This is a genomic window from Marinobacter sp. M3C (genome assembly GCF_023311895.1).
Taxonomy (GTDB): Bacteria; Pseudomonadota; Gammaproteobacteria; order Pseudomonadales; family Oleiphilaceae; genus Marinobacter.
On record NZ_CP092284.1, the window covers coordinates 4,125,739 to 4,147,939 of the forward strand.

The 22,201-nt window shown below is 54.9% G+C and carries 22 protein-coding genes; 16 read left to right on the forward strand and 6 right to left on the reverse strand.

Annotation, left to right across the window (positions count from 1 at the left end):
- Window positions 1-3 precede the first annotated feature (3 nt).
- From MIH18_RS19410 to MIH18_RS19420, 3 genes are read right to left on the reverse strand one after another with little or no spacing between them, the layout of a single operon-like run.
- A complete protein-coding gene (locus MIH18_RS19410; protein ID WP_249005676.1) occupies window positions 4-1,074 on the reverse strand; it encodes an imelysin family protein in 1,071 nt (356 codons plus the stop codon).
- Window positions 1,075-1,083: 9 nt separating this feature from the next.
- Window positions 1,084-2,514, reverse strand: a complete 1,431-nt coding sequence (locus MIH18_RS19415; RefSeq protein WP_249013282.1) for a di-heme oxidoredictase family protein — start codon at window positions 2,512-2,514, stop codon at window positions 1,084-1,086.
- Between the two features lie 6 nt (window positions 2,515-2,520).
- Window positions 2,521-3,825 (reverse strand): imelysin family protein, encoded by a 1,305-nt coding sequence (locus tag MIH18_RS19420; RefSeq protein WP_249013283.1) that lies wholly within the window; start codon window positions 3,823-3,825, stop codon window positions 2,521-2,523.
- Window positions 3,826-4,322: 497 nt separating this feature from the next.
- Here MIH18_RS19420 and rlmJ point away from each other — a divergent pair, with 497 nt between their 5' ends.
- The 4 genes from rlmJ to MIH18_RS19440 all read left to right on the forward strand — a co-directional run bounded on the left by rlmJ (window position 4,323) and on the right by MIH18_RS19440 (window position 6,846).
- A complete protein-coding gene (gene rlmJ / locus MIH18_RS19425; RefSeq protein WP_249005673.1) occupies window positions 4,323-5,159 on the forward strand; it encodes a 23S rRNA (adenine(2030)-N(6))-methyltransferase RlmJ in 837 nt (278 codons plus the stop codon).
- A 230-nt stretch (window positions 5,160-5,389) separates the two neighbouring features.
- The gene (locus tag MIH18_RS19430) at window positions 5,390-5,659 is read left to right on the forward strand and encodes a hypothetical protein (RefSeq protein ID WP_249005672.1); all 270 of its coding nucleotides are present in this window, start codon (window positions 5,390-5,392) and stop codon (window positions 5,657-5,659) included.
- Window positions 5,660-5,881, forward strand: a complete 222-nt coding sequence (locus MIH18_RS19435; RefSeq protein ID WP_249005671.1) for a hypothetical protein — start codon at window positions 5,660-5,662, stop codon at window positions 5,879-5,881. It abuts the gene before it with no gap.
- Between the two features lie 239 nt (window positions 5,882-6,120).
- The gene (locus MIH18_RS19440; protein ID WP_249005670.1) at window positions 6,121-6,846 is read left to right on the forward strand and encodes a mechanosensitive ion channel domain-containing protein; all 726 of its coding nucleotides are present in this window, start codon (window positions 6,121-6,123) and stop codon (window positions 6,844-6,846) included.
- Between the two features lie 29 nt (window positions 6,847-6,875).
- On the opposite strand, the gene MIH18_RS19445 is transcribed toward MIH18_RS19440, so the two are convergent.
- A complete protein-coding gene (locus MIH18_RS19445) occupies window positions 6,876-7,277 on the reverse strand; it encodes a DUF4168 domain-containing protein (protein WP_249005669.1) in 402 nt (133 codons plus the stop codon).
- A 151-nt stretch (window positions 7,278-7,428) separates the two neighbouring features.
- Between MIH18_RS19445 and MIH18_RS19450 the strand changes: the two genes are divergently transcribed.
- The 4 genes from MIH18_RS19450 to MIH18_RS19465 all read left to right on the forward strand — a co-directional run bounded on the left by MIH18_RS19450 (window position 7,429) and on the right by MIH18_RS19465 (window position 10,391).
- The gene (locus MIH18_RS19450) at window positions 7,429-8,349 is read left to right on the forward strand and encodes a DMT family transporter (RefSeq protein WP_249005668.1); all 921 of its coding nucleotides are present in this window, start codon (window positions 7,429-7,431) and stop codon (window positions 8,347-8,349) included.
- Window positions 8,339-8,623: a GIY-YIG nuclease family protein gene (locus tag MIH18_RS19455; RefSeq protein WP_249005667.1), complete on the forward strand. Its 285-nt coding sequence runs from the start codon at window positions 8,339-8,341 to the stop codon at window positions 8,621-8,623. Before MIH18_RS19450 ends, MIH18_RS19455 begins: the two co-directional genes overlap by 11 nt.
- 77 nt (window positions 8,624-8,700) lie before the next feature.
- Window positions 8,701-9,696: an alpha/beta hydrolase gene (locus MIH18_RS19460; protein ID WP_249005666.1), complete on the forward strand. Its 996-nt coding sequence runs from the start codon at window positions 8,701-8,703 to the stop codon at window positions 9,694-9,696.
- Window positions 9,697-9,734: 38 nt separating this feature from the next.
- Complete coding sequence (locus tag MIH18_RS19465) at window positions 9,735-10,391, forward strand: OmpA family protein (RefSeq protein ID WP_249005665.1); 657 nt, start codon at window positions 9,735-9,737, stop codon at window positions 10,389-10,391.
- Between the two features lie 54 nt (window positions 10,392-10,445).
- Here the strand turns inward: MIH18_RS19465 and MIH18_RS19470 are convergent, their stop codons facing one another.
- Entirely contained in the window at window positions 10,446-11,333 is an 888-nt protein-coding gene (locus tag MIH18_RS19470; protein ID WP_249005664.1) for a LysR family transcriptional regulator, read from the reverse strand.
- Window positions 11,334-11,458: 125 nt separating this feature from the next.
- Here MIH18_RS19470 and trpB point away from each other — a divergent pair, with 125 nt between their 5' ends.
- The 8 genes from trpB to MIH18_RS19510 all read left to right on the forward strand — a co-directional run bounded on the left by trpB (window position 11,459) and on the right by MIH18_RS19510 (window position 20,682).
- Window positions 11,459-12,712, forward strand: coding sequence for a tryptophan synthase subunit beta (trpB, locus tag MIH18_RS19475; RefSeq protein ID WP_249005663.1), 1,254 nt, complete (start codon window positions 11,459-11,461; stop codon window positions 12,710-12,712).
- A 1-nt stretch (window position 12,713) separates the two neighbouring features.
- Complete coding sequence (trpA, locus tag MIH18_RS19480) at window positions 12,714-13,544, forward strand: tryptophan synthase subunit alpha (protein WP_249005662.1); 831 nt, start codon at window positions 12,714-12,716, stop codon at window positions 13,542-13,544.
- A gap of 441 nt (window positions 13,545-13,985) precedes the next feature.
- Window positions 13,986-14,822: a bacteriorhodopsin-like gene (locus MIH18_RS19485; RefSeq protein ID WP_283164782.1), complete on the forward strand. Its 837-nt coding sequence runs from the start codon at window positions 13,986-13,988 to the stop codon at window positions 14,820-14,822.
- A 147-nt stretch (window positions 14,823-14,969) separates the two neighbouring features.
- A complete protein-coding gene (locus MIH18_RS19490) occupies window positions 14,970-15,974 on the forward strand; it encodes a polyprenyl synthetase family protein (RefSeq protein ID WP_249005660.1) in 1,005 nt (334 codons plus the stop codon).
- A gap of 4 nt (window positions 15,975-15,978) precedes the next feature.
- Window positions 15,979-17,541 carry a phytoene desaturase family protein gene (gene crtI, locus MIH18_RS19495; protein ID WP_249005659.1) on the forward strand — a complete coding sequence of 521 codons (1,563 nt, stop codon included), beginning with the start codon at window positions 15,979-15,981 and terminating at the stop codon, window positions 17,539-17,541.
- Window positions 17,538-18,509: a phytoene/squalene synthase family protein gene (locus tag MIH18_RS19500; protein ID WP_249013284.1), complete on the forward strand. Its 972-nt coding sequence runs from the start codon at window positions 17,538-17,540 to the stop codon at window positions 18,507-18,509. Before crtI ends, MIH18_RS19500 begins: the two co-directional genes overlap by 4 nt.
- The gene (locus MIH18_RS19505) at window positions 18,506-19,723 is read left to right on the forward strand and encodes a lycopene cyclase family protein (RefSeq protein WP_249013285.1); all 1,218 of its coding nucleotides are present in this window, start codon (window positions 18,506-18,508) and stop codon (window positions 19,721-19,723) included. Before MIH18_RS19500 ends, MIH18_RS19505 begins: the two co-directional genes overlap by 4 nt.
- Window positions 19,717-20,682, forward strand: coding sequence for a Brp/Blh family beta-carotene 15,15'-dioxygenase (locus tag MIH18_RS19510; protein WP_249005656.1), 966 nt, complete (start codon window positions 19,717-19,719; stop codon window positions 20,680-20,682). The genes MIH18_RS19505 and MIH18_RS19510 overlap by 7 nt, the downstream gene beginning before the upstream one ends.
- A 158-nt stretch (window positions 20,683-20,840) precedes the next feature.
- Here the strand turns inward: MIH18_RS19510 and serA are convergent, their stop codons facing one another.
- Window positions 20,841-22,070 (reverse strand): phosphoglycerate dehydrogenase, encoded by a 1,230-nt coding sequence (serA, locus tag MIH18_RS19515; protein WP_249005655.1) that lies wholly within the window; start codon window positions 22,068-22,070, stop codon window positions 20,841-20,843.
- Window positions 22,071-22,201 lie beyond the last annotated feature (131 nt).

Genomic DNA, 22,201 nt, shown 5'->3' on the forward strand with positions numbered 1-22,201 from the left:
GGCTCAGTCACCATCACTGGAATTAAAGCCGCGAATCACCCCAAGACTGGCGGCGGCTTCGCCGTTGACCAGCGTGGCCAGCTGCGAGAGGTCAACATACAGGCCCTGAAGGCTGCGGTAGGCGTTATCGTCTTCTAGCAATGGCTCCAACGCAAGGTCCATAGCCGGGAAGTGCTCCTGCACTTCGCCAAACTGTTTGTGGATGCGCTCCGCCAGATCGCTATTGCCTTGGGCGGTTAACAGCTTTTCCAGACCGGGCAGGAAGAATTTTTGCAAGCCGTCAACGCTGGCACCAATGCTCGCCAGACTGCTGCCACTGCGCCACGCGTCGGCGGCGTAAACGGAGCGTTTGCCATTACCGCGCAAACCCATGGGGGTTGCCAGTCGGCGTTCTTCGGCCACTTCCAGTGCGGTCATGGCGGCGCGAATGGTGGCGTGGGTGTAATTGCCGGTCGCCAGATAACGGGGTTCAAACTCGCTCCAATCTGAGACCAACTGCTGGCTGTTATCGACAACATGAGATGCCACTTGAGTCAGAAGCTGACAGCTTGTCTTGGTTGGTAGAGCGTGATCACCAGTATTGAAGCGGGTGTCAAACAGCAGGTATTCCAGCATGGGGAAGCCCTGAACCGCCACACCGGCTTGGCCAACGGTTTCGGCACTGACGGTTGCGTCGTCTTTAAGCAGCAGATCAGCTTTGCGGGCGATCAGGTTTTTCGGGTCCGGCCAGAACTGGAACTGCCAGGCGCGGTTATTGGTTTCAATGGGCCCGAAGTCCACAAACCGCACCTGCTGCCAGGCTCCAAACGCCTGTTTCCAAGCATTTTCAACGGTGTTGCGACCTTCCGTTGAGGGCTGCTGGCAATAAGCCTCTGCCTGCTGCAGCAGGGTTTTACTATCGCTTGCCAAAGCTTGATAGCCGCGGCCGATATCCTGATGCCAGTCTACGCGTGTCTGCTGTTCAACAGCGGTTCCGGATTCCGCAGAAGCAGCCATTGCAAGGCCTGGCAGTGCCAGCGTTGGCATCAACAGGACAAGTGCGGTGGCGCGGAAATAGCGGGTAAATCGCAGCATAAAACGTCCTTACAGTGAGTTTAGAAATTCAACCAGCGCCTGGCGCTGCTGTGCGTCCATCTGACGATAACGGTCGCTGGCGGGTTGGGCTTCGCCACCGTGCCAAAGAATCGCTTCTTCCAGCGTACGAGCCCGGCCATCGTGTAAAAATCCGGCTAGAGGGTTTACCTGCTGAGCCATGCCAATGCCCCAAAGAGGAGCCGTACGCCATTCATTGCCGTTGGCCAAAAACTCGTCGCGACCGTCGGCCAGCGCTGATCCCATGTCGTGCAGCAGCAGATCGCTGTAAGGCCAGATGGTCTGGTTGCTCAGGTCAGGGCGTTGCGGATCAACACCGGTCACGTGTGTGGGTGTATGGCAGGCAGCACAGCCGGTTTCATTAAACAGCATGGCGCCTTGCTGAACGATGGCGCTATCCATATCGCGGCGGGCAGGAATCGCCAGGCTTTTAGAGTAAAAGGTCACAAAATCGGCAATTTTATCCGTCACCTCCGGTTCGCCGCCATTGGCCCAGTCGCCGCAGTTCTGGCTTGGCGTGCAGTCGGTGGCGGTTTTCAGGGATGAGGTAAGGCCCATGTCACCGGCGAAGGCGCCCATGCTTTGCTGGTGCACATCGGGCTCTGCGGCTTTCCAGCCAAAGCGCCCGGCAACGGTCTGGCCGCTGGCGATGTCCCACACCTGGTTAACCTTACCGCTGATGCCGTCATTGTTGGCATCATTGGGGTCGGCCAGGGCTGCCACCGTTTCGGAGGGAATGGCTTCCAGCAGCCCCATGCCAATCATCGGTGGTGCCACCCGCGGTGACATCAACAGGTCATCTCCCAGAGGTCCGTAGTTCGGATTTTCTATCGTGTACACGGGCTCGCGTAAGTCTACCCCGGTGCCGTCAGCAAGCACGTCAACGCGACTGGTCCAGCTTAAAATCATGTCGGCTTCTGGCTTGGCGCCGGGCAGGGCAGATGTCTGCAACTGTGCTCCGTAGACCGGGTGGGGTTTGAACCCGTTGGTGCGTAAAATATCGGCGTCTTCGACAGGGTCATGAGGTACAGCAAGGCGAAGAAACAAAGAAACTGACGGCGTATCAACCGCCGGTGGGTGGCCGCGCCCGTCTTTCACGTGGCAGCCCTGGCAAGTATTGGTATTGAGCAGCGGCCCAAGGCCGTCGCGGGCCTGGGTGCTGGCAGGCGCTTCTACCCAAGGGTTGCGGAAAAAACTATTACCAACGCTGAAGTCGAGCCGTTTGGTCATCGACAGGTTGCCCTGCGGCAGGGAAAACGCATTGTTATCAGATTGGTTTACGGTGCCATCGCCACCCGTCATCGGGTTAGTTTGCAGGGCGTATCCGGCGTGTTCGCTGGAACCGTCGGCACTGGTTGCTGCATTGGGGAACAGGGAGGCACTGGCAAAAGCCAGTGCTCCGGTTAAGAAAAGTGTTTTCATTTTGCCTCAGAATGTTTGGCCGGCGTCGTCCGGCGAGAGGGTTTGGATTCCCAGTTCGCGGGCAGCCTCTTCAATAGAACCGGTTTGAACAACCAATGCCATGATAGCGTCGTTAACAATTTTCGCGCCTTCATCGTTACCGGGTGCAATCATCATATCGAACGCCATAGGGGCCTCTGACGATTCGGCTTTGGCTTTCATAATGGCCAGCGCCTGCATGGTTTCGTCCAGCTGTTTATTCAGTTCGGCGTTTAGCTGGGGATTGGTTTGCTCAACCAGATCAGCCAAGGACGGGCCGGTGACCACGGAATTGTCTACCCTGCGGTAGCTTCCGGTGTAAACGTTTTGAATGCCCTGGCCGTTGTAATAGTTAGAGTTGTGAGTGTTATCACTGAAACAGTCGTGTTCGTCCTCAAAGGAGTTGGCCTCCAGTGCGACCTTCATGCGCTGGCCGGCCAGTTCACCCAACGACAACGAACCCATTCCAAACAGCATTTTCTGAACGCCCGCCCCAGCATCGGCAGCCGTCAGCTGAGCGCGATAGTTGTCGGAGGAGCCTTGGGCCCACTGTGCGGTCATCCATTCTAAGTCTTCAACCAAGAGGTCGGTCACGGCGTCCAGGTATTGGCCACGGCGGTCGCAGTTGCCATTGGTGCACTCTTTACCTTGCTGATAGTCGCTGACGGGCCGTTCGCCATTACCTGCGTCGAAGCCGTTCAAATCCTGGCCCCACAGCAGAAACTCAATGGCGTGATAGCCAGACGCAACGTTGGCTTCGGAACCGCCGATTTCGTTCAGGTCGGCCAGCAATTCAGCCGTCAGCGTGCTTACGTCCAGCTGTTCGCCACCCACGTTAATACTGGTGCTGGCGATAATATTGGCGGTTGCGCCAGCGTTGCCCAGCTCGTACTGGTAACCATCGGATTTGACGTAGTCGATCATGCCTTCGTCCAGCGGCCAAGCATTTACTTGGCCTTCCCAGTCGTCTACCAGAGTGTTGCCAAAGCGGAAAACTTCGCTTTGCTGGTAGGGAACACGTGCTGCGTACCACGCTTCTTTCGCGGCGTTCAGGTTGGCTTCGGTGGGGTCTGCAATCAGATGGTCAACCGCTGTGTTTAAGGCACGTGAGGTGATTAACGCATCTTCAAAGGTGGCGTGAGCAACGTCTGCATAGTGGGCAACGACTGCGCTGCGGCTAACATTCTGATCAGCGGGTTGGTTTTTTGCAACGGCACTGTTGGCACTGAAGCCGACGACAAGCAAAGCAGAAACGGCAATCGCCAACGTCCCTGGGCGGAATGGAAAGGGCATAATAAACTCCAAAAATAGTTGTTTGTAATGATACCGGTTAGCGTTTGCATTATGAAGTACCGCAATGCGAATGCGCAAACTGTAATTGATCTCGATCAAAAATAACAATGAGAATGATTTGCAATCACTATCAAGGCTGTTACATTGACGTCAAGCAAGCGCCTGATAAGACTCTGGTGCGCGCCGTGTCAATCAAACACCGCGGAGAATCGGATCATGAGCAGCTCAGTTATCCAGCTTGCAGGAACGTCCGCCAGCATTTTTACGGCCTGGCAAGAAATTAAAAAGGGTTCCTTTGCCGCGTCAGAAGCGGTTAAATCTGCGGGTTCAAAACGCAGTACCGAGCGCCGGTAAACCGGCAATAATCAATAAGCACAATGGCTGCTGATGTCTTCTTACAGACCCGTGTGGCCGTGTTGAATTGTATTCACCGGTGATGCGCTTGCACACGCTGGCCGCCCTCGGGCTTAATGGCTTCCATTAAACGGGAGCTATTTATGCTGAGTTATCTCCACGCCTTTCACGCTGGCAATTTCGCCGATGTGCACAAGCACGCTGCGCTTGTGCTGACGCTTAATATGATGCAAGCAAAAGCATCGGGCATTGCCTGTATTGATACCCACGCGGGCAGTGCGCTTTACGATCTTGATAGTGAGCGCGCTCGCAAAACAGCCGAAGCTGACGCGGGTATCCGCAAACTCTGGCCCCAGCTGGACACTCTGAAGTCAGCCGATTGGCCGCTATTTCGGTCGTATTTGCGCGAACTTAATTCGGGTGTGAACCTGCGTCAATATCCCGGATCTCCTGCGTGGTTCGCACATTTTCTGCGTGGGCAGGACAATTTGGGAGTGTTCGAACTGCACCCGTCAGAAACGAACAGTTTGAGCCAGTGGGCTTCTGGCAAACGATTAAAAGTAACCCATCAAGACGGTATGACGGGCTTGTTGAGAGTACTTCCACCCCGTCAGCCGCGCTTATTGGTGTTGATTGACCCGTCTTACGAAGTAAAAACCGACTATAACGCCGTAGCCGAAACACTCCGCCGCGCGTGGCAAAAATGCCGTCACGGGGTGTTTTTGGTGTGGTATCCCATTCTGACCACTGGCCTTGAAAAGACTTTGCTAGACAGTTTCAGGGCTGGCCCGGTTCGCAAAATCCTACGCAGCGAAGTGCGACTGCATACGCCGCCTGAGCGCGGCATGGTCGGTTCGGGAATGCTGGTCATCAACCCGCCGTGGGGCATGGATGAACGTCTGTCGGCGATGATAAGCGACCTAGAGCCGGCTGCAAGGCTGGGCCTGTGTCAACAGACGGAGTGGCTGGTTCCCGAATAACGTCGTAATGCTTTGTTTTAGGACTATGCTATGGATTGTGAGGCCTTTGCAGACGATTAGCGCATTGGAGAGCGAGTGACAAAGCACACACTAGAGCAAAAAAGTAGCGACAGCGCCGATAATGACAGCATTGGGAACGATAATCTGATGCTGCCCGTACCGAATCAGGACACAAGAGTGTTTCAAAGGCACACGCTTATCAATTAATTCTGCCGCCCGACAACCTCCTCATGAGCGAAGAAGCGGCGCGGGAGTGGTGGCAGCAGCAACCGTTGGATAAACCTTGGGTAATCAGCGAGCTGGCCGCTTTCTGGCGTCGCCACCGCAGTGGCCTTGCACTGGTGCAAGAGCTGTTGCGGCGAGTGGCACAAAACAGTGCCGGCGAGGGGATTATTGGTTGCAATAGTTGGTGCTGGCAGTTTTGGACCAGCTACTACCCAGATGCCCAGTTTGCACCTTGGATGCCGGCTCCCATGACGACCGAGCGTTTAGGTGCCTAGTTGCAGCAACTGGCGTGTCACAGCCGCGATGACGTACCGATCGTGCGAATGACGACGGATGGCTTATACGTGCTGCCGTTGGAACCAGAGGAAACCGATGAAAAGCCGGGGGAAAATCGTAAATACAGCGAGTTCTTACGTAATCTGGCGGCAGATTCCCGCGGAATTCCGGGCATCGCTTTGTCTATGTGGCGCCGTGCCCAGACGCAGTTTTTGAGCTGAGTTGGCCGGAACAGAAGTCGTTGGCCTATCAGGAAATGGCCGCAGATGCGTCATGGCGAGTCACTCCGCTTGGGTATCCAAGCGTCCGCCGGCATTTGCAGACGTGGGGATTTCCCATTGATCGTTTCTGATTATACCGACGAACACGGGGAGAGCGATCGATGAAAGAAGGGCTCGGTTTAAAACATGCTCTGGACAGCATAACGTCCGAAGCGTTGTGGTAGGCGTTAATTCTGATTGTGAGCGCGTCACTGCTGAGCTGGGCAGTGCAGAATGTTTTCCCCCGTATAGCCGCCAAACTCGGCGGTAAACCTCGACTGTACTTATTGGCATCGGTGCCGCTGCTGCGATTAGTGATTATCGTCGCTACTGTCATTCTGGTGGTGCCGATTCTGGTGAAGCCGACTTTAGAGAATATGGTGGCTATTTTTGGCGCCTTGGCGCTGGCGCTGGGTTTTGCATTCAAAGACTACGCCAATAGCCTGATTGCCGGCATTGTTACCCTTTACGAAATGCCGTACCGGCCTGGCGACTGGATAGAAATTGACGGCCAATACGGCGAAGTGCGTGCGATTGGCACCCGCGCTGCCGAATTGTTAACGCCAGACGACACGGTGATTGTGGTACCTCATAGCAAACTGTGGGATTCGTTGATTGCCAACGGCAATGACGGCACTGATCATCTTATGTGTGTTGCCGAGTTTCACCTGCAACCCCACCATGACATGGCGAGAGTGATGACGTTGCTGCGCACTGTTGCATTCACCCACCCGCTCACCAAAACCTGGAAGCCAGTTCTGGTGGTAGTATCTAACGAACCGTGGGGTATGGTTTACAGGCTTAAAGCATCTCCGATAAAGCCAAGCGCCCAGTTTCGATTTATCAGTGAACTAACCGCTACTGGCGCGCAGGTTATGGCCACCGAGGGTATCGGTTTTGTATCTGCGCCGGTGACTGGAAACTGACCCAGACGGCTCATTCGGGGGCGACGACATCAGGGCATCAAGGCGTCAACTCGGTTGCGAATGCTCGGTTCGCTGTTGTACGCGAATGCGATGGCGTTATAAGTTTCAACATCCAGATTCTGACTTTCAATAATTTTTGCCATTCGCACATTCACTTCTTCGCCCAGTTTTTTTGCGTCAGCCTCAGACTCGGCGCTGTCAATGCGATCTTTGTAATCGTTTTCTAAATCGCTAATCTGTTGTTGTGCATTCACGAACTTGTGTAGCTGTGCATCGTTGTAAAACGCTGTGTGTGTTCCGGCCGCTGCAGGCTTGCTGAAACTTTCCGTAATCTTCTCAATCGCCGGTGTCTGCTGAGCCATGGCGCCGGCAGCGCTGAGCAGGCTAACGAGCGTTGTGGTGGTAAGAACGCTTAGAATCCGTTTGTTCATGGCGATAGTCTCCGATGATGGCGAAAAATCAGTTGTTAGGCTGGCATAAGGCAATATTGTTAGCAAATTACCGACCTGTATAAGGACGGTAAGGATGGGTATACTGCGTTGCCCATAGTCCGGCGTCAAAGCCGCGGTGAGAGTTTAAACTATGACCAATCAAAAACAGGCCATGATGTACGGCCTTACCACGGTATTACTGTGGTCCACCGTGGCCACCGCGTTCAAGTTGGCACTGGCGGATCTATCTCCGCTGCAGCTGCTGTTAATTGCCTGTGTGGCCTCTATCCTGGTGATGGGCACAATTCTGGGGCTTCAGGGCCGCTGGCGCTTGGTGTTCCAGTTGCGCAGCGGGCAGTATGCGCAGTCATTTATGATGGGCCTTATTAACCCGTGCCTGTACTATTTCCTCCTGTTTGGCGCCTTTGACCGCCTGCCGGCCCAGGAAGCCCAGCCCATCAATTACACCTGGGCGCTGGTGTTGGCTTACCTGTCTGTTCCCTTTCTGGGCCAACGTTTGCGCGGGCGCGACATTGCGGCCGGGCTGGTGTGCTACGCCGGCGTATTTGTGATTGCCACCCGTGGCGCGGTAACCGACCTGAGCTTTTCGGACCCGGTGGGAGTGGCTTTTGCCGTTGGCAGTACGTTGGTATGGGCGAGCTATTGGATTATTGCCACCCGCGATACCCGCGACCCAGTGGTGGGCTTGTTCCTGAATTTTCTATTTGGTTTGCCAGTGATTGTTGCAGCGGCCATAGCCACCGACAGTCTGCACTTTCCGCTGACGGGTTCCTTGCTGGCGGCCGGTTATGTTGGCGTGTTTGAAATGGGCATTGCGTTCGTGCTTTGGTCCTACGCCATGAAAAAAGCCGAAAACACGGCGAAAGTCAGCAACCTTATTTTCATATCGCCGTTTTTGTCGCTGGTGTTTATCTGGTTTATTTTGGGCGAGCGGATTTTGCCGTCTACTTATGTTGGGCTGGTACTGATTATGGCCGGCTTGTGGTTGCAGCAGAAAAAAGCCTCACAGAAACAGGATGCCGCCGCAGGAGTCGTGAGCGGTGGCGGTTGAGTGGTCGGTTTACCTGGTGCGAACCGCCGCTGGCGCCTTATACACCGGGGTGTCTACGGATGTGGAGCGGCGTTTTTCAGAACATCAGGGCAGCGTCAAAGGTGCTCGCAGCCTTCGCGGCAAGGGCCCGCTGGTTCTGGCGTTCCAGAGCTGTGTTGGTGGCCGCGCTCAAGCCATGCAGTTAGAGTGGAAAATCAAACGCTGGCCCAAAAACCGTAAAGAGGCCCTGTGCAATGGCCAGCTTGCGCTGGACGACTGGCTCTCCGACCAGTAGGGTTTCGTGAGCTTAAAGGCGCAGAACATGACGCCCTCAACGAATGTTTCTTACTCACCACAGGTGTTTAGCCCCTCGTGTACTGGAAAACAGATACTATAAAAATACCCGACTGGGACCGTAACTCGTTGCTGGACAGGCTGGAAGCGTTCGAGCCAGAAAACAAGCGAGAACTGAGCCGTGAAATGATGGCTTACTGTCATTTTTATGGGCTGGACCTTTGGGTAGAGCATTCGCAGGTGGAATACCACCAAGGCTATGTGAACTCCGGCAAGCATCAGGTCATGGTGCACTATTACCGCAGTGCAGCCGCAACACATTGCCGCGGAACGGTTTTTGTAATGCACGGTTATTTCGACCATGTCGGGCTTTACACCCAGCTGATAGATCGTTGCTTGGGGGAAGGCTTTGACGTGCTGGCGTATGACCAGCCGGGCCACGGGCTTTCCAGTGGCACTCCGGCGGCTATAGGCAGCTTTCTGGAGTACCAGCTGGTGCTTAGCGATGTAACGGCAAAGGTGCGACACAAAATTCGCGGGCCTTGGTATGCCGTGGGGCAGAGCACGGGCGGCGCCATACTGATTGACTATCTGCTGTCGAATCATCATACCCGGGCCACATCAGAGTTTCGCAAAGTGGTTTTACTGGCGCCGCTGATACGCCCCGCCGGCTGGGTTAAAGCCCGCGTGTTGCACACGGTGCTTAAGCCGTTTGTCAGCCGTTGGCGGCGGGTATTCAGTGCCAACAGCGGCAACTCGGAGTTTTTGAAATTTCTACGTAACGCCGACCCGTTGCAGGCCCGCGCTGTTCACGTTGACTGGGTTTCGGCATTGCGTCAGTGGGTGCCTCATATTGAGTCTGCGCGCCCGGTTGAGTTCGATATAACCGTAGTCCAGGGTGAAAAAGACCTGACCGTAGATTGGCCCCATAATTTGCGGATTATTCGTAACAAGTTTGCGCGGGTTCATGAAGTCAAGTTGCCACGGGGCAGGCACCATTTGGTCAACGAGGCCCACGATTTGCAGGCAACGGTGTTTAACACGATTATCGATACATTCACGACAGACGTGTGAACACGCTGTCGCAGACCCACGGAAAGAAGGAAAGTGTTGTGAAAAAAACCATACTTGCGGTAACACTGGCCAGCCTGACGCTTGGCGGCTGTATGACATACGACCCATACACCGGCGAACAGAAAACATCGAACGCCACCAAGGGTAGCGTGATTGGCGCACTTGGCGGTGCTGTAATTGGTGTGGCTACCTCCAGCAAAAGCGATCGCGGCAAAGGTGCGCTGATTGGCGCTGCAGCTGGCGGTGCTTTAGGTGGCGGTATTGGTGTGTATATGGATCGCCAGGAAGTGCAACTGCGCCAGCAGCTTGAAGGTACCGGCGTGCGCGTGGTGCGTAATGGCGACCAGATCTCGCTGGTGATGCCTGGCAACATTACTTTTAACCTCAACCAGACTAGTATCCGCTCGCAGTTTGCCGGAACTCTGGATTCTGTTGCCTTAGTACTGAAAGAATTTGACCAAACTATTATTCAAATAGAAGGGCACACCGACAGCCAAGGCGCCGATAGCTATAACCAGTTGTTGAGTGAGAGCCGCGCGTCTTCTGTTCGTGACTTTCTGTTAAATCAGGGTATTGAGTCCAAGCGTACCCGCGCGGTGGGTTACGGAGAACGTTCCCCGGTGACGTCTAACGACACCGAATCCGGCCGTGAACAGAACCGTCGCGTTGAACTAACGCTGGTACCTATGCGTTAAAGCGGATGTCCGTGCGCTAACGCGACGGAGTTAGGTTCAACTCCCGGATTAGAGTCACTGTGCCAGCGCCTTGGCCAGCCAATCGGCCAGGCGCTGGGCCCGCGGCGACACCGTATCACCGGGAAGCCGCAGGCACAGGGTGTCGCGGGTCTCTATAAAACCCCAGGGCGCCAGCAGTCGCCCGCTGCGAAGGTCTTCTTCCACCAGATATTGCGGCGCTATTGCCACGCCCAGCCCTACCAATGCGGCCTCTAGCATGTAATTTAAATGTTCGAATGATTGCCGTATCGGCAAACTCTGCGTATCTAATTGCTGATGCTTACACCATTGTGGCCAGGCTTGCGGCCGTGACAGGGTTTCCAGTAGCGGCAACTCCAGCAGTGCGCTCGCCGGCATGTCTGGGTTGGCAGGGGCCAGCCCGGGGGCCATCACCGGTCCAATTCGTTCAGGACCCAGAACAATCAGGTTTTGGCCTGAGGGCGCCGGCGCCGAGGTGAAGCCCAGAGCAGCGTCTACCCCCGCGGGCAGGTGCAGCTCTTCGTCGGTGGTGGTCAGGTGAATGTCCAGGCCGGGGCAGTCCTGGCGTAACCGGCCCAGGCGCGGAATAAACCAGCGCGCCAGAAAGCTACCCGAGCAGCTCAACACCAGGGGCGCATCACGGGCCTCTCGCCGCAGGCGATCGCAAACCTGTTCCAACTGTGAGAAAACCGAATCCGTGGTGGCGAACAGCTGATGGCCTGCGGCGGTCAAAGCAATGCCGCGGCCCTGGCGTTCGAATAACGCTATGCCGAGTTGTTGTTCAAGCTGGCCGATTTGCCGGCTGATGGCGCCGTGAGTCACGCTTAGGGTTTCAGCGGCGCGGCTCATGCTGAGCAAGCGTGCTGCAGCATTAAAGGCGCGCAGCGCATTCAGCGACGGTAAAGGTAGGTTGGCATGTTCCATAAATCGGTTACTTTTTCTCACAGGTTGGTGCGATTTTATCGATTTTCCTCTGTGCTGTCCTGCTTTACACTGGATATCAATTAGAAATCGAACAGAAATCGAATCAGCGCAATGGAGTCAATCGCATGAGCACAGCAACCACGCTTCGACAGGGCCCGGATATCAACGGCTTTTTTGGTCATTTTGGTGGCCGTTTTGTGGCCGAGACCCTGATGCCGCTCATTCTTGAACTGCAAAAAGAATACACAACTGCACGCAACTCAAAAGACTTTATTGATGAGATGGATGCGCTGCGCCGTGACTTTGTCGGCCGCAAGAGCCCGTTGTATTTGGCTGAGCGCTTAACCGAACAGCTCGGCGGGGCCAAGGTTTACCTTAAGCGTGAAGATCTTCTGCACACCGGCGCTCACAAGATCAATAATTGCCTGGGCCAGATTTTGCTGGCCAAACGCATGGGTAAAACCCGCATCATTGCGGAAACCGGGGCGGGCATGCACGGTGTGGCAACCGCCACGGTAGCTGCGCGCTTTGGTATGGAGTGCGTGGTGTACATGGGCAGCGTCGACATTCACCGTCAGCAGCCCAACGTGCAGCGCATGCGATTGCTGGGTGCAAAAGTAATCCCGGTCACCAGCGGTGCAGGCACCTTGAAAGATGCCATGAATGAAGCCCTGCGTGACTGGGTGACCAACGTGGCCGATACTTTTTATATCATCGGCACAGTCGCAGGCCCGCATCCCTATCCGGCCATGGTGCGTGATTTCCAATCGATTATTGGTGAAGAAACCCGCGAGCAGATTCTTGAGCGCGAAGGGCGCCTGCCTGACACGCTGGTAGCCTGTGTGGGTGGCGGCTCAAACGCCATGGGCCTGTTTCATCCATTTCTGGATGATGAGAGCGTCGCTATGGTGGGTGTTGAAGCTGCCGGTGAAGGCCTGGACAAGCGCCACGCGGCCAGCCTGAAAGGCGGCACTCCTGGCGTATTGCACGGCAACCGTACCTTCTTGCTGCAATCCGCTGACGGGCAGATTCAGGATGCCCATTCGATTTCGGCGGGCCTGGATTACCCGGGCATTGGCCCTGAACACGCCTGGTTAAATGATATTGGCCGGGTCAGCTACGCCGCCATTACCGATGACGAAGCTTTGGAAGCCTTCCACACTCTGTGCCGTATTGAAGGTATTATTCCGGCGCTGGAAACAGCCCATGCTATTGCCTATGTGATGAAAGTGGCCCCGACATTGCCGCAGGATCATTTGATTGTTATTAACCTGAGCGGCCGCGGTGATAAAGACATGTCTACCGTCCTTGCCGCCATGGACGCCAGTGCTGAAAACGCTGATAAAGACGCTGGAAAAGACGTTAAAAGGGAAGCCTGATATGAGCGCAAGTCGTATTGATCGTTGTTTTGAAGCCTTGCGCGAGCAAGATCGTGCTGCCCTGGTTACGTTTGTAACCGCAGGCTATCCGGACTACCAGCACAGCGCGGAGATTCTAAAAGGGTTGCCTGAAGCCGGTGCCGATATCATCGAGCTGGGGATGCCGTTCACCGACCCTATGGCCGATGGCGTGCCCATTCAGCTTGCGAGCCAGCGGGCTTTGGCCGGTGGTCACAACACCATCAAAACCCTGCAGATGGTGCGTGAATTTCGTGAGCATAATCAGGACACGCCGATTGTACTGATGGGCTATTACAACCCGATTTACTGCTACGGAGTAGATCGGTTTCTACACGACGCCGCAGCATCTGGTGTAGACGGCATGATCGTGGTGGACTTGCCACCAGAGCATGACAACGAACTGTGCGTGCCGGCCCGCGAAGCCGGTATCCACTTTATTCGCCTGGCAACGCCCACCACTGATGCGGCCCGGCTGCCAAGTGTGTTGGCAAATACCTCTGGTTTTTTGTATTACGTCTCCAGCACCGGTGTTACGGGTTCTGCCGCACCTACTGCTGAAAAAGTGGAAAAAGAACTGGCGCGGATTCGCGAGCATACAAACTTGCCAGTGGCCGTGGGCTTTGGCATTCGCACTGCCCCCCAAGCTGAACGTATTGCGCGTTTTGCGGATGCCGTAGTGGTGGGCTCGGCTTTGGTGGAGTGCATAGCCAATGCAGATACCGAAGCGCAGGGCCGCGATGATGTTTTGTCACTGACGCGGGAACTTTCGACTGCGGTTAGAGAAGCACGGGCAACATTGAGCGCTTCCTGAGCGCTGTCATTCGCTAGCGAAAGCGTCTGAAGAGCCTGTCCGAGTTTGCGCTCGGGCAGGCTTTTTTATTGGTTGCCAGTCTATGAGTGGGCAGCCATTGCCCACTCATGAACTAAACTTTCCTGAGCCTTTTTCTACATGTCGTATCATTAACGTATGTGGTAATCCTGCACCACGTTGCGGTGCCGTCACAAGGAAGAAAAGCGGCTTTGGCGCAGACACCAGCCTGCAGCGAAAACGCAATTTTCTAGCTTGCCTGTCATTTTTACGGAAAATTATTCATGAATAGCGGTATGAGCCTGATCTAAAAAATCGGTTAAACGTAAGTACCAATTGTAAGGTTTTTTTTATCTTGTCCCCAAGGTTGGCAGTCGGGTAAAAAAGCTTTAAAAACATGCCGATGGCTGACTTCTTAATACAACAAGTGAGAGGGTTAAGGACATGTTAGAGCTCGAAAGTTTATCAGTTGGTCAATATGGTTTTATAAGCAATGTTTTTTCTTTCGGTTTTGCCGTCATGGCATCGGCCACATTGTTTTTGTGGTTGATGAAGTCGTCTGTTGCGCCGGCCTATCGAATGGCCATCACAATCAGCGGTTTGGTGACGGCTATTGCAGCCTATCATTACCTCCAAATCATGCTCTCTTGGCACGGGGCTGCATCGGTGACTACGGGTGACGTATTGGCTTCGGGTGAAGGCTTTAACCGAGCGTACCGCTATGTAGATTGGCTGTTAACAGTGCCTTTGCTGCTGGTTGAGCTGATTTTGGTGATGAAGCTCAGCAATAGCGAGACCGTGAGCCGGTCTGTCAAGCTTGGTGGTGCAGCCGCGCTAATGATTGTTCTTGGCTATCCTGGCGAAGTTGCGAGTGAAGTCGGAACCCGGGCACTTTTCTGGATTCTGTCGATGATCCCGTTCCTGTACATCGTGCGTGAGCTGGTAATCGGTCTTAAAGAATCTATTTCACAGCAGCCGGACGAAGTGAAAGGCCTGATAAGCACAGCATCTATTCTGGTGGTGGCTTCCTGGGCATTTTACCCAATCGTCTATTTGCTACCACTGCTTGGCGTAACCGGCGGTTCAGCGATTGTTGCTGTTGAAACCGGCTACACCATTGCTGACATTGTTGCGAAAGCCGTGTTCGGGCTGTTGATCTTTACGATTGCAGTGCGCAAGGGTAAGGCAGATGAGCGTGAACATGTGAAAGTACCAGCAGAAACAGCCGCGCAAGCAGAGCAGAAAACCCCGGTGAAAAAAGGCGCCTTAACGCAGTCGTAAGATCAGTCGGAACTTGACTGCTGATTGCCAGCCATTGTGATCAAACCGGCACGGACCAGGTCTGTGCCGGTTCCGCCTTTTCCCTTTAAGATTGAGCGGGCTCAATAAGCGGCTTTCAGTACTCATCCCCGGGTAGGGAGAATAACAATGACTGTTTCCGTCTTAGGCGCCGAGTCACCTTTGAAAAAAAACGCCAGTGCTAACGTTGTGGCGGTCCAATCAGCCGACAAGGCCGATCATACGCAAGCGTTGGAGCAGGTTAGGGCATTGATGCTCGACGCTTTGCAAGGTGTAATGGAAGGGCCAGCAAACAACGCCAGCCAATACCAGATCAGTACCAGGGGGAGTTTGTTGCGAGCCCGTCTGGCGCTGGCCAGTTGCAGAAGTTTTGAATGTTCCCAAGAATATGCGGTTGTTGCAGCGGCATGCTGCGAACTCATCCACAACGCGTCTTTAGTCCACGATGACCTCCTCGACGGCGATCACCTCCGAAGAGGGCAGCCGACAGTATGGAAACGACACGGCAGAGGTGTCGCTTTGTGCGCCGGCGATTTACTTCTTTGTACGGCTTTTGCTGTGTCCGCTGGTTTGGACGATGCCCAGCAATCCCGTCTTTTGACACAATATTTGGCGGCGATGACCGGTCGGGTTATTGTCGGGCAAAGCATTGAGATTGCACCGGTAGAACCCGGCGTTCAGCCCCGGTTCAAGGCTTATATAGAAGCTGCGCAAGCCAAAACTGTGCCACTGATCCAGCTTCCGCTGATGACAGGTGCGATAGCGGCGAAGGCTGAGTTGTCGGTTCTGGACTCTATAAAGCGGTTCGCAGAGGCGGTTGGTCTGGCCTATCAGATCATCGACGACCTGGACGATCTGGCGGAGCCAATGGCTGATTTGGACACCAAGGTGAAATCGCTCCATCCTTTTCATGCATGGCACCATCATCGTGGCAGATTGAGCGACAGTCCGGAACTTAGAGTCCAAAGGGCGACCCGCCACGCGCTGGCTGCATTGCAGCGTGGCCGACGCCAGCTTAAGCGTCTCGAAACACAGATGGCTACGCCGATTACGCCCACGCTCGGCCCGTTACTCATGAAATTGGAAGGCAGAGCACAAGCACATCGCTACACCCTTGGATCGAATGGGGAGTGATGTCATGACACAACAACTACGTGGGGTTAGTGCGGCGAAAACAGCGGTGGTTGTTGGAGCCGGATTTGGCGGACTTGCTGTTGCCTTACGCTTGTTGGCTCGAGGTTATAATGTCGACCTGTTGGAAAAGCACGAGGATTTGGGGGGGCGAGCCAGAACCTTCGAACTGGATGGCCACAGCTTTGATGCCGGGCCAACCGTCATTACCGCGCCTTTTCTTTTTGCTGAATTGTTCGAACGTTTTGGTGAAGTTCTAAAAGATCAGGTGACACTGTTGCCGGTGTCGCCCTTTTACCGCATGGACTTTGCCGATGGCAGTCACTTTGACTATCACGGCACAACAGAGGCGCTGGTTGAAGAGATTGACCGGCTCTCGCCGGGCGAAGGCGAACATTACCCGCAATTCCTGCGAGCCGCCGAAGCAATGTACGATCGCGGCTTCACCGAGTTGGCACAACGGCCTTTTACCCGAGTCGCGGACATGTTGGAGGTTTTGCCAGACCTCATTAAACTCAGGGCCGACCGGAGTATTTACCAATTCGTTTCCCAGTTTTTCAGCGATGAGCGTCTGCGCAGAGCTTTCTCTGTGCCTTCTCTGCTGGTGGGGGGTAACCCGTTTCAAACATCGTCACTTTACGCCCTGATTCATGCTTTGGAGCGTAAAAGCGGTGTTTGGTATGTACAAGGCGGAACCGGTGTATTGATTAAAGCATTGGCGGAGCTGTTCCAGCGACACGGCGGTCGCTTGCACGTCGGCCAGTCAGTTCAGTATCTGGACATGGACGGCCTGAACGTGCGCGCCGCTGTGACCGACCAGGGCCGGCGTTTTGATGCCGACTTGGTGGTGAGTAACGCGGACCCGCTCTACGTTTACGATCACTGGATTGAAAGAACCACTCGCCAGCGGCTTGCCGACAGCCATAGGGCACGGTTAAAGCAGTCTATGGGGCTGTTTGTGCTTTATTTCACCACCGAGCGGGTTTACTCCGACATTGAACACCACACGATTGTGTTTGGTGAAACCTTCCGGGAAATTTTGACCGAGATTTTTGAACAGCGCCAGATTCCGGAAGATCTGAGCTTGTATTTGCACCGGCCCGGCGCGACAGACCCGACCATGGCGCCAAAAAATGGTGACGCCTTTTATGTCCTGGCCCCGGTCCCTAATCTTCAGGGCAATCAGGATTGGGATCAGATTTCTACTGACGTTGAAGATCAAATTATCAACATTTTGACTCAGCGCCTCATGCCGGACCTTCCGCAGCAGATCCGCGCCAAACGCAGCATTTCGCCCACCTATTTCCACACTGAACTGAACAGTCCTTTTGGCAGCGGGTTCTCCATTGCGCCTACACTCACGCAGTCGGCCGGGCTGCGTTTTCATAACCAGTCGCCGCGCTACCGGAACCTGTTTTTTGTGGGTGCTGGTGTTCATCCCGGTGCAGGCGTGCCAGGTGTCGTGTGCTCGGCAGGTGTGGTTGAGCGCTTAGTGGTCAGAGCCTTTGAATCTCAGGCCGACACCGAAGCGGGAGCGTCAGCAGGCACCGCCATCAGAGGCGTGAAATGACTGATTCGGTGGCCGAGACCACTCTAACCGCAACCGGCGCTGATGTGCTGCGGCGCAAGGGGAAGAGCTTTTATTGGGCCGGCCAGCTATTGACCGCGGAACAGCTTGAGAGCGCCGCAGACCTGTATCGGATATGCCGAAGCATAGACGACTTGGCGGACGAGGCATCAACACCCGCCCAGGCGATGGCCGCTGACCGACAGCTTGGCGAATTCCATCAGGCGCTGATGTCCAGGCCAACATTGGCCGACGAAAACCCCAACCTTTACCAGCAGGCCGAATTGCTGCTGGGAGAACATCCGTTGGCGCTGAGCGCATTAGGAGATCTTGTTGCCACGGTGCGTCGGGATCTTGACCTTGTCAGAGTGGCGGATCAGGCCGAACTCCTTCGTTATTGCTACGGTGTGGCCGGAACGGTAGGGGTTATGATGACGTGCTTGTTAAACGCACGTGAGCGGGAGAAAGCCCTACCGCACGCCATTGATTTGGGAATTGCCATGCAGCTGACCAACATCTCTCGAGATGTTCTGGAGGATGCCCACTTGAACCGCTTATACCTGCCGGCCGATGGGGCAGGGGGTACGATTACGCCAGAAGATATTGTGGCTGGAAATCGAGATGCCCGGCATCAAGCCTGGTTGGGCGTCCGCAATCTGCTGGGCATGTCCGAGGCCTACTATCGCAGTGGGTGGCATGGGTTGGGTTATCTGCCGTTCAGAGCACGTTTAGCCATTGCCGTTGCTGCAAAGGTCTATCGGCAAATTGGCCGACAGATTCTGCAAAGGGGCGAACAACGCTATTGGCAGAGCCGATGTGTGGTTGGCTCTGCCGAGAAACTGAAGGTGTCGGTGGCAGCCGTTGTTCAACTGGCGGCAGGCGCTATCAGCCGCCAGTCTATTCGTCACGATCACGCACTGCATCAAGGACTGACAACCAGTCTTAAACTGCGCCAGCCGGAAAAGCGATGAACCGCCGTCTTGAAGTCGAACCTGAATCTGGACCAAAGCCCACAAGCCAGCGCGCTGCGCCAAACGCTGAGTATGACCTTGTCATTATCGGAGCCGGGTTAACTGGGCTCAGCCTGGCCTGTTGGCTCCTGCAGTTGGCAGAAGAGGGGCAAACAACATTGCCCAGAGTCTGTTTTCTCGAACCACGAACATCCTATAGTAACGATCGAACATGGTGTTTCTGGGACCTTGAGCCACATCCTTTTCGCGATCTTATCACCCATCGCTGGTTTCGCTGGCAGGTCAGCCAGGGTCATCAAACAGCTTGTCAGTTTGACAGGGACATTGCTTACGCAATGCTGCCGGCAGATGTTCTGTATCGGCATGCATTGGCCAAAATAGACGATATTCCGGCCTTTGATTTACACCTTGGTGTGACCGTTAGCGGCGTCGAACACACCGATGATGGCGCCTTGGTGTCGGCGGATCAACGCCGTTGGCAGGCAAAGGCAGTCATAGACACGCGCCCTCCTGACAAGGGTCAGCTGATATTCGGCGTTGGGTTTTGGCAGGTTTTCTCAGGCCTTGAGATTACCTGTCCCAAGCACGGTTTTGATACCTCTACGGCCACACTGATGGATTTTCAGCCTGGCTACCCGCACCCGTGTTTTTTGTACCTGTTGCCTCTCGACGAGGACCACTTTCTGATTGAATGGACCGCCTTTCAACCAGAGAAGGAGCCTGCGCCGGACTATCGCTCAGACCTTGATTCATGGCTGCAGCGACAGGACCTGGGGTATTACGAGGTCACAAGAGAGGAGTTTGGTAGCCTGCCTATGTTGCGCATGCCGAATGTTCAGAGCGTTGGTCGGGTGCTCAGGGCAGGCGTCGGTGCAGGCTGGATGAGAGCCGCCACGGGCTATCATTTTGTTAGTTGCCAAAGAGGCAGCGCGGCGCTTGCCCGGCAGATTCTTGCGGCTCATGCCAGTGGCGACTGGATGCTTCAGGGCCCAGTGGTGCGGGCGGGCTGGCTGGACTGGATGGACAGCGTATTTCTGCGGGCATTGAAGCGGCACCCGGACAAAGCACCGCAATGGTTCGTGGGGTTGTTTGCTGCCACGAGTGCCGCACAAATGAGCCGGTTTATGAACGACCAGCCACGCTGGCGTGATGCTCTAGCAGTGGCCAGCGCGCTACCGCCCAGGCCCTTTGTGCGAGCCGCATTGCCATGGTGATAAACGACACCGCTAACACTGAAAATGTGCTTTATCGGAGTTCAGGCGGACGCCTTCACCAGTTCGTTATATTGATCATTGCCAGCCTCGCGCTGATCGTCGGCGTTATGTTGCCGGCTCTGTCTATCGAACAACAGTTCTGGATTGTGTTGCTGCCTATTGGTGTGTTCGGCCTGTCCCACGGGGGCGCGGACCCCATGATTCTCAAGAAACTGACCGCGACGTCGCCAACCGGTTTATTCGTTGTTCTGTGTGTCTACTTGATGGCCTCGTTGGCTTTTGTCGCGCTAATCTGGGTTCTACCGGTGGTGGCGCTGCTGGTGTTTCTGGGATTGTCGGTCTGGCATTTTGGCTATACCGACGAGGCTTTTCTAAGCTTGGCAAAAAACCCTCTGTTGCGTTGGCTAAGCGGGAGCATGCCCATTCTGGGTCCGATGCTCGGGCACCCGCAGCAAACAAGCGAGTTGTTTTCCTGGCTGGTTAAGAGTGACCTACAGGTGGTTTTGGAGATCGTGGTGTGGCTTGGGCCTTATTTGGCGGTGTTTTGGCTTTTGGGCTTCGGATGCCTGTTGTTCGGACGCCTCAACCGACTAGACCCAAGAGTGTGGGTCGAGTTATGCCTGGTGGGTGCGGCCTTGATCGCACTGCCACCGCTTCTGGGATTCGCATTCTATTTTTGTACGATTCACAGCGTGCGTCATTTCCTTTCGATTGCAGAACACCGCTTGTTGTCGAATCAAAAAAGCCTGTTCCAGGCGTTTCCGGCCCGTAAAATCTTGCCTGCAACGCTGGGGGCAATCGCAATGGCGAGTGTCGCCTGGGGAGTGACTATTCTTATTGGGCCTTCGACGAGTTTGCTGGTTGACGCAGTCAGAGTCATGTTCTGGGCGCTGGCGGCGCTGACACTTCCGCACGCTATCATCGTCAGATTATGGTGGAACCAGCGGCTTGCTGGGTGAGAGGACTGCTCAAAAAGATCAGGGACAGATTTCAAATCTATCCCCTTTGAGTAAGAAAACCGGGGCCTCGGCGGGCCAGGGACAGATTTCAAATCTGTCCCTTAAAAGCAAAAAAACCGAGGCCTGAGCCCCGGTTTTTCCTATTCGGCCTTGCGGGCTTAAAACAGCACGCGGCAGCGAATGGTGCCCTTCACTTCCAACAGCTTTTCCAGCGCCAGTTCACCGTAGGCTTTGTCGACGTCGATCACCACGTAGCCGATGTCTTCCTTGGTTTGCAGGTACTGACCACAGACGTTAATACCGTTGGCGGAAAAGACTTGGTTGATTTCTGACATCACGCCCGGCACGTTTTCGTGAATGTGCAGTAGCCGATGCTGGTTCGGATGCGAGGGCAGGGCCACTTCGGGGAAGTTCACGGACGATACGGACGTACCGTTGTCGCTGTACATGGACAGTTTTTCTGCGACTTCACGGCCGATATTTTCCTGGGCTTCTATGGTGGAGCCCCCCACGTGTGGGGTCAGGATCACGTTGTCGAACTCACGTAACGGCGACTCGAATTCTTCTTTGTTAGATTTTGGCTCAACCGGGAACACGTCAATGGCAGCGCCCAGCAGCTTGCCGCTGCGCAGTGAGTCAGCCAAGGCGTCTATGTCGACCACCGTGCCACGTGAGGCGTTCATCAAAATAGAGCCAGGCTTCATATGTGCCAGCTGCTCGGCTTTGAACATGTACTTGGTGGCTGCGGTTTCCGGTACGTGTAGGCTCACCACATCACACAGATTCAGCAGTTCTTGCAGGGAACCCACTTGCGTGGCATTGCCGATGGAGAGTTTAGACACCACATCGTAGAAGTACACGTCCATGCCCAAGCCTTCGGCCAGCACACTGAACTGGGTGCCAATATTGCCATAGCCAATAATGCCCAGCTTCTTGCCGCGGATTTCATAGCTGTCTTTGGCCGACTTTAGCCATTCGCCACGGTGGGCCTTGGCATTCTTTTCCGGCACGCCGCGCAGCAACAAAATGGCTTGCGCCAACACCAGTTCGGCTACCGAGCGGGTGTTGGAAAAGGGCGCATTAAATACCGCCACACCGCGGCGTGTGGCCGCCTGCAGGTCTACCTGATTGGTGCCAATACAGAAGCAACCCACTGCCACCAGCTTCTTGGCGGCTTCGAATACGGCCTCTGTCAGCTGCGTGCGCGATCGTAAGCCGACAAAATGGGCGTCGGCAATTTTCTCGATCAGCTCGTCTTCAGCCAACGAGTGCGACAGGGACTCAATGTTGGTGTAACCGGCGGAGTGCAGCGAATCGAGTGCAGACTGGTGAACACCTTCCAACAACAGGATTCGGATTTTGCTTTTTTGCAGAGACGTATTGGACATGGGCTTACTTTCCAACTTTTTGTCGCGTTTAACCACCCGTGGCCAGTCATCTCAGCTTTACATCGCATGGGCTGGCACACAGAACAGGGGCGGTATGATAACATAATCCTTGGCGTTGGCGGCTTGCAGAG

Coding starts and splice junctions, on each gene's coding strand:
- MIH18_RS19410 (WP_249005676.1), bottom strand. CDS start 1,074: ATGCTGCGATTTACCCGCTATTTCCGCGCCACCGCACTTGTCCTGTTG.
- MIH18_RS19415 (WP_249013282.1), bottom strand. CDS start 2,514: ATGAAAACACTTTTCTTAACCGGAGCACTGGCTTTTGCCAGTGCCTCC.
- MIH18_RS19420 (WP_249013283.1), bottom strand. CDS start 3,825: ATGCCCTTTCCATTCCGCCCAGGGACGTTGGCGATTGCCGTTTCTGCT.
- rlmJ (WP_249005673.1), top strand. CDS start 4,323: ATGCTGAGTTATCTCCACGCCTTTCACGCTGGCAATTTCGCCGATGTG.
- MIH18_RS19430 (WP_249005672.1), top strand. CDS start 5,390: ATGAGCGAAGAAGCGGCGCGGGAGTGGTGGCAGCAGCAACCGTTGGAT.
- MIH18_RS19445 (WP_249005669.1), bottom strand. CDS start 7,277: ATGAACAAACGGATTCTAAGCGTTCTTACCACCACAACGCTCGTTAGC.
- MIH18_RS19450 (WP_249005668.1), top strand. CDS start 7,429: ATGACCAATCAAAAACAGGCCATGATGTACGGCCTTACCACGGTATTA.
- MIH18_RS19470 (WP_249005664.1), bottom strand. CDS start 11,333: ATGGAACATGCCAACCTACCTTTACCGTCGCTGAATGCGCTGCGCGCC.
- trpB (WP_249005663.1), top strand. CDS start 11,459: ATGAGCACAGCAACCACGCTTCGACAGGGCCCGGATATCAACGGCTTT.
- trpA (WP_249005662.1), top strand. CDS start 12,714: ATGAGCGCAAGTCGTATTGATCGTTGTTTTGAAGCCTTGCGCGAGCAA.
- MIH18_RS19485 (WP_283164782.1), top strand. CDS start 13,986: ATGTTAGAGCTCGAAAGTTTATCAGTTGGTCAATATGGTTTTATAAGC.
- MIH18_RS19490 (WP_249005660.1), top strand. CDS start 14,970: ATGACTGTTTCCGTCTTAGGCGCCGAGTCACCTTTGAAAAAAAACGCC.
- crtI (WP_249005659.1), top strand. CDS start 15,979: ATGACACAACAACTACGTGGGGTTAGTGCGGCGAAAACAGCGGTGGTT.
- MIH18_RS19500 (WP_249013284.1), top strand. CDS start 17,538: ATGACTGATTCGGTGGCCGAGACCACTCTAACCGCAACCGGCGCTGAT.
- MIH18_RS19505 (WP_249013285.1), top strand. CDS start 18,506: ATGAACCGCCGTCTTGAAGTCGAACCTGAATCTGGACCAAAGCCCACA.
- MIH18_RS19510 (WP_249005656.1), top strand. CDS start 19,717: ATGGTGATAAACGACACCGCTAACACTGAAAATGTGCTTTATCGGAGT.
- serA (WP_249005655.1), bottom strand. CDS start 22,070: ATGTCCAATACGTCTCTGCAAAAAAGCAAAATCCGAATCCTGTTGTTG.